Source organism: Bacillus sp. UMB0893 (assembly GCF_002858905.1).
Lineage (GTDB): Bacteria > Bacillota > Bacilli > Bacillales > Bacillaceae > Bacillus_P.
On record NZ_PKLB01000005.1, the window covers coordinates 247,005 to 267,185 of the forward strand.

General features: G+C 39.8%; 19 protein-coding genes. 6 read left to right on the forward strand and 13 right to left on the reverse strand.

Features of this window, described 5'->3' with window-relative positions; translation table 11 throughout:
- Window positions 1-172: 172 nt before the first annotated feature.
- The 7 genes from CYJ36_RS12995 to CYJ36_RS13020 all read right to left on the reverse strand — a co-directional run bounded on the left by CYJ36_RS12995 (window position 173) and on the right by CYJ36_RS13020 (window position 7,974).
- Complete coding sequence (locus CYJ36_RS12995; RefSeq protein ID WP_101567699.1) at window positions 173-1,435, reverse strand: MFS transporter; 1,263 nt, start codon at window positions 1,433-1,435, stop codon at window positions 173-175.
- 27 nt (window positions 1,436-1,462) lie between these two features.
- The gene (locus CYJ36_RS23660) at window positions 1,463-1,609 is read right to left on the reverse strand and encodes a hypothetical protein (protein WP_219621100.1); all 147 of its coding nucleotides are present in this window, start codon (window positions 1,607-1,609) and stop codon (window positions 1,463-1,465) included.
- 104 nt (window positions 1,610-1,713) lie between these two features.
- On the reverse strand, window positions 1,714-3,090 hold the full coding sequence (locus CYJ36_RS13000) for an NAD(P)-binding domain-containing protein (protein ID WP_101567700.1): 1,377 nt from the start codon (window positions 3,088-3,090) through the stop codon (window positions 1,714-1,716).
- Between the two features lie 77 nt (window positions 3,091-3,167).
- Window positions 3,168-3,614 (reverse strand): MarR family winged helix-turn-helix transcriptional regulator, encoded by a 447-nt coding sequence (locus tag CYJ36_RS13005; protein ID WP_101567701.1) that lies wholly within the window; start codon window positions 3,612-3,614, stop codon window positions 3,168-3,170.
- Window positions 3,615-3,847: 233 nt separating this feature from the next.
- Entirely contained in the window at window positions 3,848-5,986 is a 2,139-nt protein-coding gene (locus CYJ36_RS13010; protein WP_101567702.1) for a heavy metal translocating P-type ATPase, read from the reverse strand.
- Window positions 5,976-6,347, reverse strand: coding sequence for an ArsR/SmtB family transcription factor (locus tag CYJ36_RS13015; protein WP_101567703.1), 372 nt, complete (start codon window positions 6,345-6,347; stop codon window positions 5,976-5,978). The genes CYJ36_RS13010 and CYJ36_RS13015 overlap by 11 nt, the downstream gene beginning before the upstream one ends.
- Before the next feature lie 217 nt (window positions 6,348-6,564).
- Window positions 6,565-7,974 carry a SpoVR family protein gene (locus CYJ36_RS13020; protein WP_101567704.1) on the reverse strand — a complete coding sequence of 470 codons (1,410 nt, stop codon included), beginning with the start codon at window positions 7,972-7,974 and terminating at the stop codon, window positions 6,565-6,567.
- Between the two features lie 412 nt (window positions 7,975-8,386).
- Between CYJ36_RS13020 and CYJ36_RS24420 the strand changes: the two genes are divergently transcribed.
- Together CYJ36_RS24420 and CYJ36_RS24425 are read left to right on the forward strand one after the other, a co-directional pair.
- Window positions 8,387-8,716, forward strand: coding sequence for a hypothetical protein (locus CYJ36_RS24420; protein WP_257962473.1), 330 nt, complete (start codon window positions 8,387-8,389; stop codon window positions 8,714-8,716).
- A complete protein-coding gene (locus CYJ36_RS24425; RefSeq protein ID WP_257962474.1) occupies window positions 8,682-8,915 on the forward strand; it encodes a hypothetical protein in 234 nt (77 codons plus the stop codon). The genes CYJ36_RS24420 and CYJ36_RS24425 overlap by 35 nt, the downstream gene beginning before the upstream one ends.
- Before the next feature lie 39 nt (window positions 8,916-8,954).
- Here the strand turns inward: CYJ36_RS24425 and CYJ36_RS13030 are convergent, their stop codons facing one another.
- On the reverse strand, window positions 8,955-10,154 hold the full coding sequence (locus CYJ36_RS13030; protein WP_101567705.1) for an MFS transporter: 1,200 nt from the start codon (window positions 10,152-10,154) through the stop codon (window positions 8,955-8,957).
- A 123-nt stretch (window positions 10,155-10,277) separates the two neighbouring features.
- Window positions 10,278-11,492 carry an NO-inducible flavohemoprotein gene (hmpA, locus tag CYJ36_RS13035; RefSeq protein WP_101567706.1) on the reverse strand — a complete coding sequence of 405 codons (1,215 nt, stop codon included), beginning with the start codon at window positions 11,490-11,492 and terminating at the stop codon, window positions 10,278-10,280.
- A 187-nt stretch (window positions 11,493-11,679) separates the two neighbouring features.
- Between hmpA and CYJ36_RS13040 the strand changes: the two genes are divergently transcribed.
- From CYJ36_RS13040 to CYJ36_RS23670, 4 genes are all read left to right on the forward strand, one after another.
- A complete protein-coding gene (locus CYJ36_RS13040) occupies window positions 11,680-12,117 on the forward strand; it encodes an RrF2 family transcriptional regulator (RefSeq protein ID WP_101567707.1) in 438 nt (145 codons plus the stop codon).
- Between the two features lie 106 nt (window positions 12,118-12,223).
- Window positions 12,224-14,146: an alpha/beta hydrolase gene (locus tag CYJ36_RS13045; protein ID WP_101567708.1), complete on the forward strand. Its 1,923-nt coding sequence runs from the start codon at window positions 12,224-12,226 to the stop codon at window positions 14,144-14,146.
- Window positions 14,147-14,358: 212 nt separating this feature from the next.
- Complete coding sequence (locus CYJ36_RS23665) at window positions 14,359-14,502, forward strand: hypothetical protein (protein ID WP_180850298.1); 144 nt, start codon at window positions 14,359-14,361, stop codon at window positions 14,500-14,502.
- On the forward strand, window positions 14,493-14,642 hold the full coding sequence (locus CYJ36_RS23670) for a hypothetical protein (protein ID WP_180850300.1): 150 nt from the start codon (window positions 14,493-14,495) through the stop codon (window positions 14,640-14,642). The genes CYJ36_RS23665 and CYJ36_RS23670 overlap by 10 nt, the downstream gene beginning before the upstream one ends.
- Before the next feature lie 108 nt (window positions 14,643-14,750).
- Here CYJ36_RS23670 and CYJ36_RS13050 read toward each other — a convergent pair whose 3' ends face one another.
- The 4 genes from CYJ36_RS13050 to CYJ36_RS13065 all read right to left on the reverse strand — a co-directional run bounded on the left by CYJ36_RS13050 (window position 14,751) and on the right by CYJ36_RS13065 (window position 20,083).
- Window positions 14,751-15,224, reverse strand: coding sequence for an arsenate reductase/protein-tyrosine-phosphatase family protein (locus tag CYJ36_RS13050; protein ID WP_101567709.1), 474 nt, complete (start codon window positions 15,222-15,224; stop codon window positions 14,751-14,753).
- A 573-nt stretch (window positions 15,225-15,797) separates the two neighbouring features.
- Window positions 15,798-16,922, reverse strand: a complete 1,125-nt coding sequence (locus CYJ36_RS13055; protein WP_101567710.1) for an ADP-ribosylglycohydrolase family protein — start codon at window positions 16,920-16,922, stop codon at window positions 15,798-15,800.
- Window positions 16,923-16,924: 2 nt separating this feature from the next.
- A complete protein-coding gene (locus CYJ36_RS13060) occupies window positions 16,925-17,959 on the reverse strand; it encodes a LacI family DNA-binding transcriptional regulator (protein WP_101567711.1) in 1,035 nt (344 codons plus the stop codon).
- Between the two features lie 21 nt (window positions 17,960-17,980).
- Window positions 17,981-20,083: an ADP-ribosylglycohydrolase family protein gene (locus CYJ36_RS13065; RefSeq protein WP_101567712.1), complete on the reverse strand. Its 2,103-nt coding sequence runs from the start codon at window positions 20,081-20,083 to the stop codon at window positions 17,981-17,983.
- Between the last annotated feature and the right edge of the window lie 98 nt (window positions 20,084-20,181).

Sequence of the window (20,181 nt, forward strand, 5' to 3'; positions counted from 1 at the left end):
CGCGAAATTCTCCTCAGAAATATAGCTTCTTTCTCTGTTAAAATAAATAAATTCTCCAAATTCTTTTTCGATAGCATGGTGTCGTAAGTAACAAAACTCGGTATCTATATCTTTATAAGAATAAAAGCCTGAGGGAAACCTCCCTCAAGCTTTTTGTGATCCTTAAAATAAATTACGAAATTGATTCTCTTGACTCTGCAGAATTTAATGCTGATGCTTTTTCTTGAAAGTAAAAGAGCAGCCATAACGATGCCAGCATAATAAAGATGCCCGCTCCACCCCAATAAAGATATGTAAATCCTTGTTCAAGTCTAATTAACATGTAACCTAAAAATGGTCCCAGTGCCGCCCCAACATCTTGAACTATGGAGTATAAAGTAAGAAAAGAAACAACATTTGCACTCCTAGACGCATCAATTGCAATGGCATCGGTAAGTGTAGATATAGCCGTAGCTCCGATCATTACTAACAAGACAGTAAAGATCCATAAGCTTAACGGTAAGTAACTTGAAATGATTCCAAATGAAACAGCCGTAAAAACGAGTGAAATTATGAAAATGGGAATCCTTCCATTTGGTCCATCCGACCAGATGCCAATTTTTCTGCCTAAAAATGGTTCCCACATCCACCTTACAGATTGGATGAGACCGGATAAAAAAGTCACGCTGACAATTAGTCCAAAGAGTCCGATTTGCTGACCATAATTCTGTTCAATAAGTGAGCTCAAAGTTGAAGTAAGTACGCCTTGAAATAATAACGTTATAAAAAAACCGCTAATAATGATTAGGAGTTTCCTTTTAAAAACGAATGAAAAATCAAAGAGCCGACGAGAGTTTATTTTCTTTTCAACCTGAAGATGTGAATCTGTCACAAAGTAATACATTATGAATGGCAGACCAAGCAGTGTAAGACAGCCAAATGCTACAGAGATAACACTCAAACCAAAAATTGGTACCAATAGTCCTCCAAGCAGCATGCCAAATAAACTCCCTAAACGGTAGATGCCATTGTATAATCCCATCGCTTCACCACGATGGTTTTCATCTGCATACATTGCCACACTTGAAAGTCCGCCAATTCGAAAAAACGACCATGCAATCCCCCATAAACCACGTAAGATTATCCAAGCGATAAATCCCTTACATAAACCATATCCCAATGTGGTGAATCCACCAATGATGATCGCAATGATTAATCCAGTTTTTAATGAGATTTTTTTATAAATCCAGCCTACTATAGGATTAATAGGCAATCGAATAAACCGATTAATGGAAAGGAGAATTCCCACTTGCCAAATGGAGTCCAGTCCAGCTTCCCTCCAGAAGATTGGCAAGGCAATATAAAGCATGGAATCCCCCAATAAACTTAGGGCTGTAATGATTGCAGCCATTACAATCACTTTTTGATTCTTATGTTTCCTTATTGAATCATCCATGCAGCATATCACCTGCTTTCAATATTCCTATCGTTTTATTTCTTCATAAGCCTGAAGGAACTGCTGATAGCTTTCATGGTCTAAATAATCTTTCTTAATTTGAAACAAGCGTTCAAATGTTACATCACGTGCCTGTTCCGTCGAACATTCAAATTCATTCATAATTAATTTCATATAGGGAATAAATAATCTTTTCAAAACGGTCCTGAATGGTTAATCACCATAATTTATTCCACATCTTTCTGATAAAGATTTGAATCTAATTATTACTGCATGTTTCAACAGCAAGAAATAGAGTCCTCAGATGCATTTTTTGAGTTTAAGTTTACACTGCACACGCCAGTTTCTGGAAGATCTAATTCTACTTTTTCAGCTGCTTCACGGTCTCCGCTCAGATGCGCAGTTATTGATCTGACTTGTTCATATCCAGTTGCCATCAAGAATGTAGGCGCACGGCCATAACTCTTTGCACCCACAATATAAAAATTCTGTTCGGGCTGACGAAGTTCTTTTTCCCCATGCGGACGAACCGTACCGCAGCTGTGAAGATTCGGATCAATCAAGGGTGATAATGCTTCGACACTTTCAGTAGCAGAATCTATGGATGTACGTATTTCACTTATCATCGCAAGATCTGGGCGGCTCCCTGCATTGACAATGACTTCTTCTATCCCAGAAAGAGTTCGCTGTTTCCCAAATTGCGTACCTATCATATCGATTCCCCTATTAGATTTTTTAAGGTATTGGATAAGAAAAGGTGTTTCAACGGTAATCATATTTGCATCAACCAGCTGATGAATACGGCTTCCAAGAGCTCCCCTGGCAGCAAGTGCGTCTTTTTCTTCACCGCCGTATGCATCTTGAACTTTTTGTCTTCTCATAACCCAAATGATCACGGTCTCAGGATAAGATTCTTTCAGCGTTGCAAGTTCCAATAATGCGTTAATAGCTGAATGACCACCTCCTACAACTGCTACACGTTTATTGGCATACCGTTCTTTTTGTTTTCCTAAAATGTCAGGTATCCCGTAAAAGATTTGATCTTTAAGAGCTATTTCGTCTTTCACCCATATTCCATTTGAATTTGATGGACTTGGATTTCCCCATGTACCAGTAGCATCTAACACAGCTCTTGCCTCAAACGTTTGAAACTCTCCATCTTTTTCTGCATAGATAATAAATGGTACATTGTCACGATTTGCCGTTTTCATTTTATCGGTATCTTTTTTACCAATGGACAAAACCTTTGTATTCAGGTGTATAAAGGGCTGAATTTCAGGAAGATTGGAAAGTGGATGCAAATATTGCTCAACGAGTTCCTTTCCTGTTGGTAAAGCATCTAGATCCGACTGATTCCATTCATGCTTATCCAGTAACTTTGAAGCTGCTTTATCAATGTTATATCGCCATGGCGAAAATAACCGGACATGGCCCCATGATAAAATGTTTGAGCCAACTTGATTTCCAGCTTCTAATAAGAAAAAGGATTCTTCTCTGCTTTCTAAATGAGCAGCAGCCGCAAGACCTACAGGACCGGCACCAATGATGGCAACTGGCAATTCAGTTACTTGTTCACCACCAGGATTTGCTGCTGTAACTTGGTTTTCTGATACACAGCACCCATTTAATTTCAGTGAGATATTCAAATCATTCATAAAGATCCTCCTTAGTAATAAAATGAAAATGAAATTCTAATATAATATTTGCATAATGCAAGTATTAATTAATAAAATCACCCCAATGGAGTGCAGCATACGCTGGATTTTGCCATCGAGGCATTTAATAGCTTAATGGAGCGAATGACAGTTTCCTTTTCAAATTCATTCATATGAGAGAAAACCTCATCTAAGTAAGCATTCATCTGGTGATCGATCGTTGCGGCAACATACTTTCCTTCAGCTGTCAGAGAAAGAACATAAACTCTTCTATCGTCTGGATGAGGCGTCTTTTTGATTAAGTTCAGCTTGATTAAAGACTGAACTTGGCGGCTGAACGTCGTTATATCCGTACCAAGAGTATCTGCTACTTGTTGGATGGAAGGCTGATGCATATGGTCAATTTCATAAAGAATATGACTCTGGATTAATGAAATATCAATTCCTCCTGCTGTACAGCAGTTTTTATTAAGTAAACCAAAGCGCCTGGTCATGATTTGAAATAATTCTCTTGTGTTTTCCATGCTAATTCACCTCATAAGATAGTTATACACTTATTATTTGCATTTTGCAAGTTATTTATTCAATATGGAGAATTGTATTGTCCTATTCGCCAGCTGAAAATTTTGTAATCCTTTAGAAATGAAAACAGATCAAATATATTACCTCTTCTTTATTAGAATGAGCCAAGTCCTATTCTTAAAATAATAGTGAAAACAGCGTAGAAAAGGCTTTCCTAATTGGAAAGCCTTTTTACTTACTTATCTTTAACTCTCAGAAGCCGTAAACCATTTAATGTAACAATCAGCGTAGCTCCCATGTCAGCAAAGATGGCAATCCATAGGGTTAGCCATCCTGGGATGACCAGTAATAAAGCAAGCAGCTTAATTCCTAAAGCGAACGTAATATTCTGTTTAATAATCGACAGGGCTTTGCGGCTAAGTTCAATTGTGAAAGGAAGTTTCTTTAAATCATCTCCCATTAATGCCACGTCTGCTGTTTCAAGAGCAGTGTCGGTTCCAGCCCCGCCCATCGCAATGCCTACTGTTGCAGATGCTAGTGCCGGTGCATCATTGATACCGTCTCCGACCATTGCCACTTGACCATATTCATCTCTCAATTTCTTTACCGTGTTTAGCTTATCCTGAGGGTGCAATTCAGCTTGAAAATCAGAAACGCCTACCTCATTGCCAATGGCACGTGCGGTACCATTATTATCGCCAGTAAGCATGATTGTCTTTTTAATGCCTAGATCGTGCAATCTTTTCACAACATACTTTGAGCTTTCGCGAACTTGATCAGCTACAGCTAAAATTGCGAGAAGGGTTTCATTCGTACCAATCACCATTACGGTTTTACCTTGATTTTGTAAGGATAAAATGCGATCTTTCATTTCAGAAGTCATCTGAACTGGAAGCATTTCTTCAAATAACTTAGGGCTGCCAATGAAATAATGATCTCCATCAACGATCCCTTCAATTCCCTTGCCGGTAATTGATGAAAAATTTTCTACTTGTAAGTGTTTATAGGCAATTCCTTTATCTTCTGCTTTTTTCATAATGGCTGACGCAAGAGGATGCTGGGAACCATATTCCAAAGCAGTAATGATCGAGAACAATTCATTTTCGTTCCCATTAAGGTTTACCATTTCAAAGTCAGTGACAACTGGGATACCTTTAGTTAACGTGCCTGTTTTATCAAAGGCGATTGCCTTTAACTCACCCATTTCTTCTAAATAAATACCGCCTTTGATTAAGACTCCGTTTTTCGCTGCGTTCCCTATTGCAGTGACGATGGATACTGGGGTTGAAATGACTAATGCACACGGACAGCCAACAACCAATACCGCTAACCCTTGATAAATCCAAGTATCCCAGCTTGCTTCAAAGAAAAGGGGAGGCAGAACCGCGACAAGGAATGCCGCGACCATAATAGCTGGTGTATACCATTTCGCGAATTTATCAACAAACGCTTGGGAAGGAGCACGTTCTGCCTGAGCTTCTTCCACAAGATGGATGATCTTTGCAATGGTTGTATCATCTACGTGCTTTGTTACTTTAACTTCTAATAAACCTTCTGTATTTAATGTTCCTGCAAAAACCTCATCATCAATTCCTTTTTCAACAGGAACAGATTCTCCAGTTATCGCTGCTTGGTTGATGGATGAATTTCCTTTTACAACCATACCATCCATTGCGATTTTCTGACCTGGCTTAACGATCATAATGTCTCCGACTTGAATATCCTCAACTGTAATCATGCTTTCTGTGCCATTGCGTCGTATGAGAGCTTCTTTTGGGGCAATATCCATTAAGGAACGAATCGATTGCCGTGCTTTATCCATCGAATAAGATTCTAACGCTTCGCTGATGGCGAACAAGATAACGACAATCGCACCTTCGCTCCACTCCCCAATAATAGCCGCTCCGATAATGGCAATTGTCATTAAGGTTTTCATATCAAATTCAAAACGAATCAAATTCTTGAAACCGACAACAAATAATGAGTAACCCCCAATGATGATGGCAACTAAAAAGGCAAGAATGGATTGAATACTTTCCTCTCCATACATCATCATTGAAAAATAACCGATTGCTATGAACAATCCGGAAGTTATGAGAGTGCCATACTTTTTCATGAAAGGTTCTTTGACTGCCTGAATCTTCTCTTTTTCAGGTGTTAGTTTTAGATTTTCAAAAGCCCCTGCCTTTTCCAGCTCTTTAATACTCGGGTTTCCTACTACCGTCAATTTCGCTGCACCGAAATTCACTTTTGCATCTTGTACACCATTCAGTTCTTTTACATTTCGTTCAAATTTCCCTGCACAGCCAGCACATGTGAAGCCTTGAACGCGGTATACATTCTTTTCCCCGATTTGTTCCACTTCAGCTGCCACGAACACTCAACTCCCTTTGATGAGCAAAAGCTATTTGTATAAGCTGTTTCACATGGTCATCATCTAATGAATAAAAAACAAGCTTTCCCTCTTTTCGATATTTTGCTAGACCTAAGTTATTAAGAAGCCTTAAATGGTGAGAGGCTGTCGCCATTGTTGCACCTACTATATTTGCTGCATCGCATACACATAATTCTTCTTCTAAAGAAAGAGCGTAGGCAATCTTCAATCTTGTATCATCAGATAATGCTTTATAAATTTTGGCAACAGGTGATGTTTCTTGTTTGTCCAGCTGCTCTTTTACCCGTTGTACCTTTTTACTATCAACACAGGGTACTTCACATACATCTTGGATTTTCATATACTCACCCCTACATTCAAACATTCGTTTGATTATTAGTATATGCAGGTGATCCACTATAGTCAAACAATCTTTTGAATATTATTTCTTTTTCTCGTTAGAAAGGAAACGTTTTTAAATAAGAAAGGATATGGAGATAAAAATTTAATATATATACATATGTTCATATACATGCAAAAAATTTGTTCACAAAAAAAAGCAGCATAAGCTGCTATTTTTACAAATACTTCCGATGAATCGCTTTCCCGTCATACGTAAACAATACCGGCTTCCCTTCCAAAATCGACTCCATATGCACCGCGCGTCCCCAAAGCTGGTGAATATACGGAAGCACTTTTTCGAGATATTTCAAGTCGAGTTCAATATCTTCATACCAATGCTTCAAATACAGTTCATTATTTTTCAGGTAATCCCCATCGTTCACTGTAATGTACGGGAACCCTCCGTTTACACGCATGTTGATTAACTGATCGCGGACATGTTCCCATTCTTTATCAACGACCTTATAATCTCTGCCTTGCTTTTGGAAAAGATACATATCTTCCCTGGTGACTAGATCTTTTGTCATGTAATTTCGGATAAAGGATAAATCAGATTCAACTTCTCTTACTTCAAACATTTTTTCCCGTCCTGATCCTCGTTCAACCCCAAGTTTGATCATATCTTCTGTCGGGTTATTGTAACGCTCTTCGATATCTTCAAAGATTTTCAGTCCCAAATAGTATGGATTAATGCCAGTACGTGAAGGCTGAACGACTCCTGCATTCAGTTTTGCAAACTCAATTGCCTCGTCTGAAGTGAGATCAAGCTCCCGCAGGATACGCTGATGCCAGAAGGAAGCCCAGCCTTCGTTCATGATTTTTGTCTCGAGCTGAGGCCAGAAATAGAGCATTTCCTCGCGCATCATGGTTAAAATGTCACGCTGCCATTCTTCAAGGTCTCGGCTGTATTCTTCAATGAACAGCAGGATGTCCTTTTCAGGCGATGGCGGAAATTGCTTTTTCTTTTTTGAAGGTGCCGCTTTAGGCTTTTGTTTGTCATCCAGTCCCCACAAGTCATCATAAGGTGAGGTTTTTTTGACATCTTCTTCTTCCTCATCCCCCATTGTCCATGATAATTTTGGTCGCATTAACGACGGATCGATATGCTCTTGAATGGCAAGAACAGCGTCTAAGAATGTTTCTACTTCTGCTCTGCCATGATCAATTTCATATTGTTTGATCCGCTCCGCAGTTGCCGCCATGCTTTCCACCATGTCCCGTTTTGTATTTTGAAACCGGCTGTTGTTCTTGAAAAAATCACAATGGGCAAGAACGTGTGCGACAATTAATTTATTTTGAATAAGTGAATTAGTATCAAGCAAAAAGGCATAGCATGGATCAGAATTAATAACCAATTCATAAATTTTGCTTAAGCCCAGATCGTAGTGAAGCTTCATTTTATAAAATTGTTTTCCAAAGCTCCAATGTGAAAAACGGGTCGGCATTCCGTAGGCACCAAATGTATAAATGATATCAGCCGGACAAATTTCATACCGCATCGGATAATAGTCCAGCCCAAATCCATCTGCAATTTCCGTAATTTCTGCAATGGCATATTCAAGTGATTTCCGGTAAGCTTCGTTCACGCGTTTTCCCCCTATCTCCTCTTTAAGACAATGTATGAATCGGAGTCCGAAAAGATGAAAAAAAGCTTAGCAGGCTGAAGTTTGATTTTAAAGAGATTCCCTTGAACATAGTATTGAATGGAACCTTTGGTTATTGTATTGTTATTGATAGTGCGAGTACAGGATCAATGTATTTTATTGGAAATACTGATAAAATCACTATTTAGACTGATAAAACTGCGGATTTCACTGATAGAATTGTACATACACCGTTTGAACTCTCATTTCAGTGATTAAGACAGACTCCGCAGCAGTCAGAGATACTGCCACGCTTGAAAATGAGTGCATTTCCATGTTTGCCAGGGCTTTAAATGGCCAAAGGCAACTAGAAAAAGGATATTTCAGATAAAATAAAGCACTAAGGGGACGACGCATGAAACATCCAATCATTTTAGCAATCATAATATCTATAGCCATTCTAACCGGGTGTTCAAAAGAACAGACGTTTGAAGATTTTTTCCATACAAAAATGGAGGAAACAAAGAAAGAGTGGGGAAATGAGGTTGATTACTCGTATTCTCTCTTACACAAGGAATACAATATTGTACACCCTGATGATGCTATTGCTGTTTTCAAAGAGCAAAAGAATAATAGAGAACAGCTATTCATAGCATACTTTGAAAAGAAAAAATGGAATATGGAACTGGATCCGGACAAGAGGAGCGGAATTGGATTCTCGAGTACAATGGTCTGCCATGCATGAAATACCATACATTTATTCAGGTGCTATAACAGATGAATCGGTATCTGAAGTTTATGCGGGAGACGCATTAGCCAAAATTATCAAGGTTGAAGACGGCAAACGATTTTGGTACGCCATCAGCAGCGTGAAAGATACGTCGGTAACAGCAGTTAAAAGTGATGGCACGAAAGAAAAAATGGAAGAAATCAACGAAGAATAACAATAAAACGTTCGGCTGCTTCACCGAACGTTTTTCTGCTTATACTCTCTCAACAGATACAGTTTGCTTTAATGTGCGTTTTTGCCAAAAGATAGTCATAATCAGTGTAACCACTAGGAACGCGAGCCCTAAAACAAACGGATACAAGATTTGAACATCATACAGCATGCCTGCGAGTGTTGGTCCAAGAATATTGCCGATGCTCATGTATGCATTGTTCATACCCATTGCAAAGCCCTGTTCATCACCAGCCATTTTCGAGATGAGCGTATTCAGTACAGGACGCAGGATTGATGTGGCAAGGAAAATCAGTAATGTGACACCAAAGAATAGAATGTAGCTTGAAGCAAATAGCGATAATAAAAATCCGATTGCTGCCACAGCAAGGAAAATGTTCAAAACCATCCCTTCGCCGTAGCGTCTTACAACGCGATCCACTACAAATAGCTGAACAATGACACTAATGATTCCAGTAGAAGTAATCATAAGAGCGATTTGCTGAGGTGTTGCATCGAATTGATTGTCTACAAATAACCCAAGAACCGACTCGTACGCCATCAAACCGAAGCTCATTACGAGCGTGATTACAAGCGGCACGAAGTATGGAATGCTGATTGAACGTACCATCTTTTTAGCCATTGATTCATTATCTTTTGGCATAGTCATTGCAGTGGCATCCTTCGTTTCGCTTTCTTCAAGAACAAGGATTGAGAAAATGACAGCTGCCAGTGAAACGATTGCTGAGATTAAGAACGGCATTTTCAAGCCAAAGTCTGCAAGAAAGCCGCCGATTCCTGGTCCAACGACGATACCAAGTGACATCGCAGCTGAAACGAAGCTGTTTCCTTTTGCACGCTGGTCCATTGAAGTGATATCTGCAACATATGCAAAGATTGCCGGAACTAATAAAGCTGCTCCAATTCCCCCAATGACACGGGAAGCATATAGCCACCAAATCGAATCAAATGCGTAAAACACAAACATCGAGAGTGTTAACCCTATTAAACCGTAGATAATCATTTTTCTGCGGCCATATTGGTCTGCCCATTTTCCCGCTATCGGAGAAAAAATGAGCTGTGCGCCTGCAAATATGGCAATCATTAAACCAGCTGCTGTACCGCCCTGGTTAATGGATTCCAAATATGCCGGCAGAATCGGAATTATAATCCCAAAACTTCCAATCGCAATAAACATGTTGATCATTAATATAAACATTTTTTTCTTTTGTTCTGCTGACAAAATGACAGCCCCTCTTCCTATAATAAACTGCTGCATCAGACATTTTATTTTTTTAAATACTTAACCATGTTAAGTTGTTGGGGATCATCTGTCAACGAGAAAGGATTGGAGTTTTTTATGTGATCATGAAATCGCTGCAGGTTCTGCTTTTAAGTCCATAGCAGGACCAAAGAATTCGTAATGGATCTTTTCCTGTTTAACTCCTAGATCGATCAGATTTTGAATCATTGCTTTCATAAATGAAGCAGGACCGCAAATATAAAATTCCCCTTCTTTATTGTCCAGAATTTTTTCTAAGTCATTCTTGCCGATTATGCCTTCTTTGTAAAAACATTGATCGATGCAGTCTTGAGCAGAAGGTTTGCTGTAAAATGCAAATGTACGGCTGTCCGGCAATTTAGCACATAATTCAGCAGTTTCTTTTGAAAAAGCATGTGTGCTGCTATTCTGTGTTGCATGAATAAAGGTCACTTCGCGTTCCGCCTGATCTTTTGCAAGAGTATGAAGCATGCTCATAAATGGGGTGATTCCTACTCCTCCGCTAATAAACGTTACAGGGGTTTCAGCTGAATCACTTAAGACAAATTCACCTGCAGGAGCACTGATTTCTACCATATCTCCGACTGATACATAATCATGAAGGTAATTGGATACTTTGCCTGCTTCAGATTCGATTCCGCCTTCCCGTTTCACTGAAATTCTTAAATATGGCATATCCTTGCTGCCTGACAAACTATATTGTCTATTCATCGCATACGTTTCTGAAGGAATGCTGATCCGAAGCGAAATGTACTGACCTGACTGAAAAGCCGGTATCCCTTCTGATGAATCTAAATAGAAAGAAGAGATAAATTCGCTTTCTTTCTCAATGCGGACAACCTTGAATGGCTTGAACCCTTCCCATCCTGCTTCATTATATAAATCCTTTTCTGCGTCGATAAAAAAACCGGCAATGACGCCATATGCATTTCCCCAAGCTTGTAAAATCTCAGGTGTTGCAGCGTCTCCAAGCACTTGTTTGATTGCTTGCAGCAAGTGTTCCCCGACAATCGGATAATGCTCTGGTTTAACACCGAGACTGCGGTGTTTATGAGCAATTTGTTTCACAACAGGCAAAATCATGTGAAGCTGGTGAATGTTTTTCGCTGCTGCGTAAACCGTATTTGCAAGTGCAGTTTGCTGTCTCCCCTTTTGCTGATTGGCATGATTGAAAATATTTAATAGCTCTGGGTGGCTTTCAAAAAGATTTTTGTAAAAGCGAGAAGTAATTTCTACACCTTTTTCTTCTAAAACAGGTACAGTTGACTGAATGATTTCAATTGTTTTTTGAGCCAGCATGCGGATGTGCTCCTTTATTTTAAAGTAGTATTTTAAATACATCTTTATCTTAGAGCGAGAAGTGATTTAAAGCAATATTTCAAATACATCTTTAAGAAACCTGTCACATTTCATCTCAATCTTTTTCTAAAGGTCTTTATGCTGTGATAAGATAGGTATACTTCATGCAATGGGGCGATGTACTTTAATGAGATTAACAAACTATACGGATTATTCACTAAGAGTGCTGATTTACTTGGCTTCTAAGGAAAAAAAGGAGCTTTCAAATATAAAAGAAATAGCGGATGCATACCAAATTTCCAAAAATCACTTAATGAAAGTGACATATGAACTTGGGAAACTGAATGTGATAGAAACGATCAGAGGACGCAATGGCGGAATCCGTTTGGCTAAAGATCCTGCTGACATTAATATCGGATATATTGTCAGACAGACAGAAGACGATTTTAATCTAGTCGAATGCTTTGACCCAGAACGCAATACCTGCGCCATCTCTCCTGTATGCACGTTAAGAGGCGTACTCAGTAAAGCTCTGCAGGCTTATTTTGAGGTGCTTGATGGGTTTACACTTGCTGACTTGGTAAAAAATAAACCCCTGTTAGTTCAATTATTAAATAACAAGTAATCCAATGCTGCCGAACTGGCAGCTTTTTTTTGTAAATGCTTAATAATCAATCAGGCCGTTTTCTAATAAACTATAAGAGTATACATAAAAAAAGGAGGTTCCTAAAGTGGGGAATAAAAAAATATGGCTCTTGCTTCTCATCGTCTTTTTGATGATCAATTTTACCGATCCGTCTTCTTCTTTTGCAAAAAAACAACATGCATCATCCAGCACCACCGCTGTTGAAACCATTCACTCAAAGGCATTGCAAAAAGATAGCCGTCCCAAACATCATAAACTCACCTATAAAATATACCTTCCAAAAGGATATGATAAAAAACGATCAGAAGGCTATCCAGTCATCTATTTGCTTCATGGCAGCTTCGGTAATGAAAACAGCTGGGATGATTTTTTTGGGAAACTGGATGACATGATTGAGAAAAAAGAAATTGAGCCGCTTATAGCCGTGGTCCCTTCCACTGGAAATTCTTATTGGGTAAATTCTGCAAAGTACGGCCACTTTGAAAGTGCTATTATTGAAGATTTAATTCCGCATATTGATAAAAAATACAATTCGATTGCAGATCGCGGAGGAAGATACATTTCCGGTTATTCGATGGGAGGATATGGGGCCCTCAGATATTCAATGGTTTATCCTGATTTGTTTGCAGCAGCAACTCTTTTAAGTCCAGCTATTCAAAATGGAGAACCTCCGGCTACATCTGGAGCTGTTGAACGCGGAAGCTTTGGAGAACCATATGACCCCGCCCTTTGGAATGCCAATAATTATCCGACTGCCATTGAAAGCTATGTAAACCAGCCTAACCGGGTACCTATCTATATCGTGACAGGAGATGATGACTGGAATCATCTCAGCGAAAAGGAAGACCTCCCTGCAGATGCGTATAAATATAATATGGAAGTTCAAGCTGTTCAGCTGTATCAAGAGCTGCACAGAAAAAATCTTTTTGGAGCAAACTTTCCAAAATGGGAAGAGGTTCCTGCAAGTCCCGCTGAACTGCGGATTATTAATGGCGGTCATGGAATGGATGTGTGGATTAAGGGATTTCAAGAAGGATTAAAGTATATGTTTGGAAAAACAGAAAGCACTGAAATGTCACCGATCTACAATCCTGATACCTATCTTTCAGAAAAAAAAGGAACGGTCAGCATTTCAACATTCAGAGCTCCAAGCTTATTTACCGATGAAACAGACGGTCAGGACGAACTTAAATATGTCGTCTATACACCTCATGGGTATGACCAAAATGCTGTAAAAAAGTATCCAGTTCTCTATTTGCTTCACGGCTCCTACGGTGATGAAAGGAGCTGGGATAAATTCTGGCCGATTTTAGATGAAATGATTGAAAAGAAGAAGATTGGACCTGTGATTGCTGTTGCCCCTGTCACCGGAAACAGCTATTGGGTGAATTCGACGAAATACGGAAATGCAGAATCAGCCGTTATCAACGATTTAATCGGAAAAATAGATGAAGATTATAACACCATCTCAGAGAGAAACGGACGCGGGCTCATCGGGTATTCGATGGGCGGATACGGAGCATTGCGCTATTCTCTTGTCTATCCGCATCTGTTTGCCGGAACATCCTTGTTAAGTCCGGCCATTCAGCATGACGAAGCGCCTGCAACTTCAGGAGCTGTCAGCAGAGGTTCATTTGGAGAACCTTTTGATCCTGATATATGGGAAGCGTTTAACTACCCGCAGGCACTCGCCGCATACGGCAGGCAATCTTTTGAAGTACCTATGTTTATTATCGCAGGAGATGATGATTGGAATCATGTAAGTGAAAAAGAAGATCTTCCAGAAGACTCTTATAAATATAATATGGAAGTTCAAGCCGTCACTTCCTATCAATTTATTCATCGATCAAACGTCTTTAATCGTCCCTTTGAAAAATGGGAACCTGTACCTGGAAGTCCGGCAGAACTTCGCATCCTGAACGGAGGACACGGTATGTCAGTTTGGGCTGCCGGATTTGAACAAGGATTGCTTTATATGTTCGAAAATGGACTTCGATCTGCTCATTAATCAAAAGAAGAAATGTGCACATCTTTGCCGCAGTTCTATTTAGTTACCTTTCTCCTAATCTTTCTACTGAAATCAGCAAATAAGACCTAAAATAAAGGAGAACTGCTTAAGGAATGAAAAGGAGAACGCAAGATGGACATAGCGGATTTCGATGATCCCTATGGTGTATTTGGAAAAAAGATAATCAGACACTCCCCCGCTCGGACACTTCCATGATTGAAGAGGTATTTGATGAAGATTCTGCAGTAAAAAGCAATCAGCAAATACAGCAGCAAGTATCAGACATCCTAACGCAGCTGATCAACTATGCAGGAGAATATATTCAGACAGAGGATAAACATCCATATTGGATTTAATCGAGCAGTCATTAACTAGATCTTCACAGCTGCAGCTAAGCGCGCTGATTATCGACTTTTCAGGAGTTTATAAGGTTGATGAAATCGTTGTGGACAGTTTTGGAATTGATTGGAGTAAAGCTTATTCTTACTGGATTTAGAGCAGAAATGAGTTTAAGCTTTATGAATGCAGGGAAATCAAGGGTCGAACATGTTTTAAATTAATTAACATATGTATGCTTGGCTGCTGCCAAGCTTTTTTATTTGTCTTACATGACCCAGGCTGTATAATTTTGTTTCGTACCATCTATTCTTTCATATAGATACTTCACTTTCATTGCAATTTCATCACACAGCTCTTGATAATAGGCAAACTCTTCCTCATCACTGTCAAAAGAATACAAAGACAGATTCGGCAAATTCCAGGACATGACATTGTTCCCTTCTTCAACTGGCGGGGTTTTTTCATGTTTGAAGTCATACATTTGAACAACATATGAAGCTTCGTTTAGTGTTTTAAGATCAATTTTTCCCGAATCGTAATCATCTATAAACACATTTACTTCTCTCATTGCTCTCACGCAGGCAGGATTAACTTGTTTTTTAGCAAGACCGGCACTTTCAATTTGCCATTTGCTTGAGAACAGTTTTTTTGCCCAAGCTACTGCGATTAAGCTTCTGCATGAGTTGTAGTATGACAAAAAGTATATGGTCGGCTTCCTCATCGCTGTACCTCTTTCCATAAGTTTGTATTAATCTTTACCCCCATGTTATAAAGTCTACACATTTATCCGCATCCAATATTTGTATAATTAAATCAAGGATATTCTTTCTTACCCTTTCTATCATTAATCTAATCCTCGTCCTTATATAGTGAAATTTACTTCTAGTTAGCTCTTTTTCCGCAAAAGACTAACCTAATCAATATTTATGTCTTTTCACTGATCGGAATTTCCCTGTTACAATATTTCAAATTGGAATAAGCTTTACTTTCCAAAAAAATCGAATCCTTTCCAAATGTCCATATTTACTTGAAAAAATGCATAAAATACTTTTCATTTACAGCGTTTCCTTTCTTTTTTCCATTCATCTCCTAATATTCAACACTAATTTGAGAAACAATTTAGGGAGTCTTTCACAGCATTGGACACTGTCCTGTTATAACGAACTCTGCTTCCCTAAACAGGGTGAACCGCCTAACTTGATCAAAATCTTATTTCTGTCCACTCTTCCAATTCCCTCATAACTGTGTTCGTGCACGATTAAAGCAAATGAATAAAAAAACCGCAGCTTCTTATTCAGCTGCAGTTCATCACTCAAAAATCAATTCTATTTATTCTGCTCTCAAATTTAACTTTATCATTTTTCAGGATCAATGCCATAGTCGTATACGCTACTTGAGACAATGCTTTAAATGAGCGTTTATTAACAAAATCCACTTCCTTTTTGAATTCGTTTGGCAAGGATAATTCCCCATTTAAAGCACCCGCTATTGCACCTCCCATACTTGCAATAGAGTCTGCATCATGACCATAGTTTACACCGCCGATAATAGTCTTCATCGTGTCTCCTCCTGCGATGCTGAACATGGCGAGGGCGATGGGCAATTCTTCAATTGAATGAATTCTGCTTGGTGTATTGGCGTTTCCTTTGCCTGTTTTTTTTCGATCGGAGAAGTTTTTAACAGTATCGAACGGTTCCATGGCTTTGCGGAGATCTTCCCGTGCCGTTTCCCATTCCAGATGGACTGCTGCTGCATCAAGTACAGATTCAATCGCTAGCTTTGTTCCGTCTTTAGCAAGTGACCTTGCAACACTTAATATACTTTGTACGGTTGCATCTTTACTTAGTGCTTCTGCTACTGCAGCTGCCATGATTCCCGCAGCCTCCCGTCCATAGCTTGTTTGATGAGCACCGGCAATGTCAATTGCTTCTTGGTAGGCACGCTCAGGATCACCTGCATTCATGATTCCAACTGGACTCATGTACATTGCTGCTCCGCAGTTCACCATATTGCCCTGCCCCGCTTCACGCGGATCTACATTTGCGAGTCTGTGACGCAAAAATAAGTACTGCTCTGGATAATAAAGTCTAGAAATTACTGGTGCTTCTTTTCGAAGCTCTGGAATATACACATTTTTCTCGGCTATTTCTTCAACTAGGGCCTCTGCTATATCATAAGCCGTTAAATGGCTTTGTTTTTTAGCATATACTTTAAGCATCGCCTCAACCATTAACGTATCATCAGTTATATGGCCATTTCCTTTTTCGAGCGGCCTCATATTACCCGGTTCCTTCCATGCGTCGCTTGCTGGTTCCCTAAACGTTGTGACTGTGCCGAATTTTGACATAATCATTTCAGGAGTTAAACCTTCTGTTGGAGATCCCATCGCATCCCCTATCGCGCCTCCATAAAGAACCCCTTCTATTTTTCCAAGCATTCTCAAGCCTCCTTTTTTCTATTTGCTCCTCCCTTAAATCCGAGCGTTGAAGCTCTTGCTGCCAGAGTCACATTTAGTTCAGGCAAGCTCTCCTGTTTATCCTGTATTCCATTGATTAAAAGGAGCAGCTTGTTCGCTGCAGCAATCCCTATTTCTGAGATTGGCTGTACAACAGTCGTAATTTCAGGTTCTACCATTGTTGTAAGGGCAATCCCGTCGAAGCCTGCAATCGCAATTTCTTCCGGCACCCTTTTCTGAAGATACTTCAGCATTTTTAAGCAGCCAATCGCCATTAAGTCATTTCCGAGAAAAAAGCCATCAGCATCTGGATGTTCGGCCATGGCTTTTTTAGTTAATGAAATGCCGCTTTCCAGACTGAAATCTGCTTCATAGTGGATAAAGTCCAGCGAATATTGCTTTACGGTTTCCATATAACCTCTCAGCCTTTCTTGAGACGGCACAAGATGAATGGGTCCGCTAATATGAATAATCTTTCTGCATCCGACTGAGTAAAGATGCCTGACTGCAAGCTTTGCACCTTTATAGTTATCGATTGTGACCGAGTTTTTCAAGGTCACATTTGCTGCACGATCGACAATTACAAAAGGAATCTCTTTATACTGCAATCGCTGAATGGATGTTGGCTTAAGCTGGTAGGAAGCAAAAATAAATCCGTCTATATACATATTTTCGAAGCCTTCCCACATGTATGGCTCAGTCATTTCCTCAAAATCAGCATGTACGAGAATCATTTTGTATCCCTTGCTGTTTGCTTCTCTTTCAATCGCACTGACGAGTTCAGGAAAAAAGGGATTGATAATGTCCGGAATGAACAGTGCGATTGTATTTGTTTTTTGCCTTGCAAGACCTCTCGCAATTTCATTTGGTTTATACTTCAATGTCTCCATCACGAACTGAATCCTTTTTTCCGTTTCTAGACTGACGTATCCTTTTTTATTCAGATATCTGGAGATGGTAGCAACAGACACCCCAGCTTCCTTTGCTACATCTCGAATTGTAGCTTTCTTGTCTCTCAATGATTTTCCCCCTGCTGCTTCCTATAGTTCTTCAATTTCAGCCTTTGCCAGAAGAGCTTCTCCTTTTCCCAATACCGAGAACCCGAACATACCTCGTTGATAGCGATCATCTTCCATAGAGAAAATCTGTTTTCCATCTATTAAAAACCGGATGAGATTTTCGCTGCAGATCACCTCAAAACGATATTCTTCTCCGTACCTCCATGTGAAAGGCACTTCAATCAGCCTTGTTAATCCAAAATCATTTACTAACAGTGAAACATTATTTTTCCCGTCAAAACCCGCTTTGTAATGGCGATAAATTCCTTCCGCCCTGAAAATCAGTGAATGGTGTTCACCGCTTAGCGGCTTTATAGTTGCTGAGTACTTATAGTTTTTTGAATAATAGTTTCCTGTAAAAGAAGAGCACTCCGTATCAGAGAAACACCTCATTTCCCCTTGTTCGAGACTCACACTCCCCATATGATGGGCAAATGGTGTGACAGACTGAAACTCAACGGCCTGCTTGCTGAAGTCAATTTTATAGCTTGATTTGCCGTAAATTTGAAACTCATCTAAATACAATTTTCCAAAGGCACGGTTTAAGAGCGGTGATGGACTTTCGATAATAAAGCCAACTTCATCAATAATTGCTCCATCTGTGTCTGGAATCGTAAACTCTATCTTGTTCCATGCCTGATTATGAAGTGGAAGAGATTCCAGTTTAATATCCATCTCATTAAAGGTGTTTCGGACATAAGGAGTTACGAGAAATTCTTCTCCCTGCCATTTATCTAAAAAGAGCTGCATGCTGACCGTTTGACCGCTGCATGCTTTTGGGGCAAACGATGGCTTATATTTTTCATCATTAAAATCTTTCCTTCTATGAAAAGGTTTATAAAATACTTTGCTTGCCTCGCCCTCTACCATCCGATCAATAAAAACTTCGAGTGATCCCCTCGTTTGATATCCTTTATCTCTGTTATGCCTGATGAAGGTTTTGAAAGGGAAATCAGTCTGAAACCCATGTGTGGATCCTGGCAGCGTAAAGTCAAAATAGATTTGATTTTCTTTAAAGCTGCTGATCAGTCCGTTTGGAGGCGGCTGTTTTGAAAGCCTGCAGCCGAGCAGCGCAAGCTCTTTTGAAAAAGTCGGAATATCCATGATATTTAAATAGCCAGATACACTCGATAACACAATAAAATCATTGATTGGCTGCCTGTAGTGCTGCGGAATTTTTCCGATCCCATTCCACACACCAACAATCGTTCCTATCTTTCCTGCATTGCAATCTGTATCCCATCCGCACATTGCCGCGATCTCAATTGTTCTCTCAAAGTTTCCTTTTCCGTATAAAAGAGCAAGAATACAAACACCTGCATTAGGAATAATGTGGCAGACACCAGGATATTTGTCATATCCCCAATTCTCCTCTAAAAAATTTCTGCAGGCTCTGAAATCCTCAGGATGCTCCCAATGATAATCAATCACTTCATTGACTATTTTTGCGTACGTGCTATCAGATGGAATTGTTTTTAAACCGTTCACAATAACGTCCATGACGCTCTCTGCTTGAAACGCTTCAGCTATGCAGGCTGCAATAAATCTAGCGCCATATATCCCGTTTTTATCATGTGATACGCTTGCTGCTCTGGCAGCATAATCAGCAGCACTTTCAGGATTTCCGGGGAAAAGCAGCCCCCATGTATCAACAAAAATCTGTCCGCCAATTTGCTCAGCCAATGTTAATCCATTTTTTTCTGCAGAACCCGAATGCGGCGGAAGAATACCTCTCTGCAAGTTCATATATGCCGTATGTTCCGTGCTGATTCCCTCTCCGCCCCACCAAAACATGCCGATTCCAAATCGAGTGTAATTCAGCCAGGCACGGCCGACATCTTCAGCTGTCAATTCCCGGCTCTTTGCATCATCGTAAAGGGCACGTATAAAAAAGGCAGGACCATTTGCATCATCATCAGCTGAAAATGTTTTATACTCCTTGAGGTACCCTCTCACATCTCCATAGACTTCTTCAATTCTCTCAAACGTCCATTCCAAAGGCTCAATTGGCGCACCGAGCCTTATTCCAATATTCATCCCAAGAAACCCGGCATACACCCGCTCAAGATAGTCTTTAGGGATCAAATGCAATTCCCCTCTCCATTTCAGTTTCGCTGCAGCTCCTGTTGTTCTTTCTAACTTACGTCTGGAGATCGGCTATCATTCTATCTTTTTAAAAAAGA

Coding starts and splice junctions, on each gene's coding strand:
- CYJ36_RS12995 (WP_101567699.1), bottom strand. CDS start 1,435: ATGGATGATTCAATAAGGAAACATAAGAATCAAAAAGTGATTGTAATG.
- CYJ36_RS23660 (WP_219621100.1), bottom strand. CDS start 1,609: ATGAAATTAATTATGAATGAATTTGAATGTTCGACGGAACAGGCACGT.
- CYJ36_RS13000 (WP_101567700.1), bottom strand. CDS start 3,090: ATGAATGATTTGAATATCTCACTGAAATTAAATGGGTGCTGTGTATCA.
- CYJ36_RS13005 (WP_101567701.1), bottom strand. CDS start 3,614: ATGGAAAACACAAGAGAATTATTTCAAATCATGACCAGGCGCTTTGGT.
- CYJ36_RS13015 (WP_101567703.1), bottom strand. CDS start 6,347: ATGAAAATCCAAGATGTATGTGAAGTACCCTGTGTTGATAGTAAAAAG.
- CYJ36_RS24420 (WP_257962473.1), top strand. CDS start 8,387: ATGAAACATCCAATCATTTTAGCAATCATAATATCTATAGCCATTCTA.
- hmpA (WP_101567706.1), bottom strand. CDS start 11,492: ATGCTGGCTCAAAAAACAATTGAAATCATTCAGTCAACTGTACCTGTT.
- CYJ36_RS13040 (WP_101567707.1), top strand. CDS start 11,680: ATGAGATTAACAAACTATACGGATTATTCACTAAGAGTGCTGATTTAC.
- CYJ36_RS23665 (WP_180850298.1), top strand. CDS start 14,359: ATGATTGAAGAGGTATTTGATGAAGATTCTGCAGTAAAAAGCAATCAG.
- CYJ36_RS13050 (WP_101567709.1), bottom strand. CDS start 15,224: ATGGAAAGAGGTACAGCGATGAGGAAGCCGACCATATACTTTTTGTCA.
- CYJ36_RS13055 (WP_101567710.1), bottom strand. CDS start 16,922: ATGCTTGGAAAAATAGAAGGGGTTCTTTATGGAGGCGCGATAGGGGAT.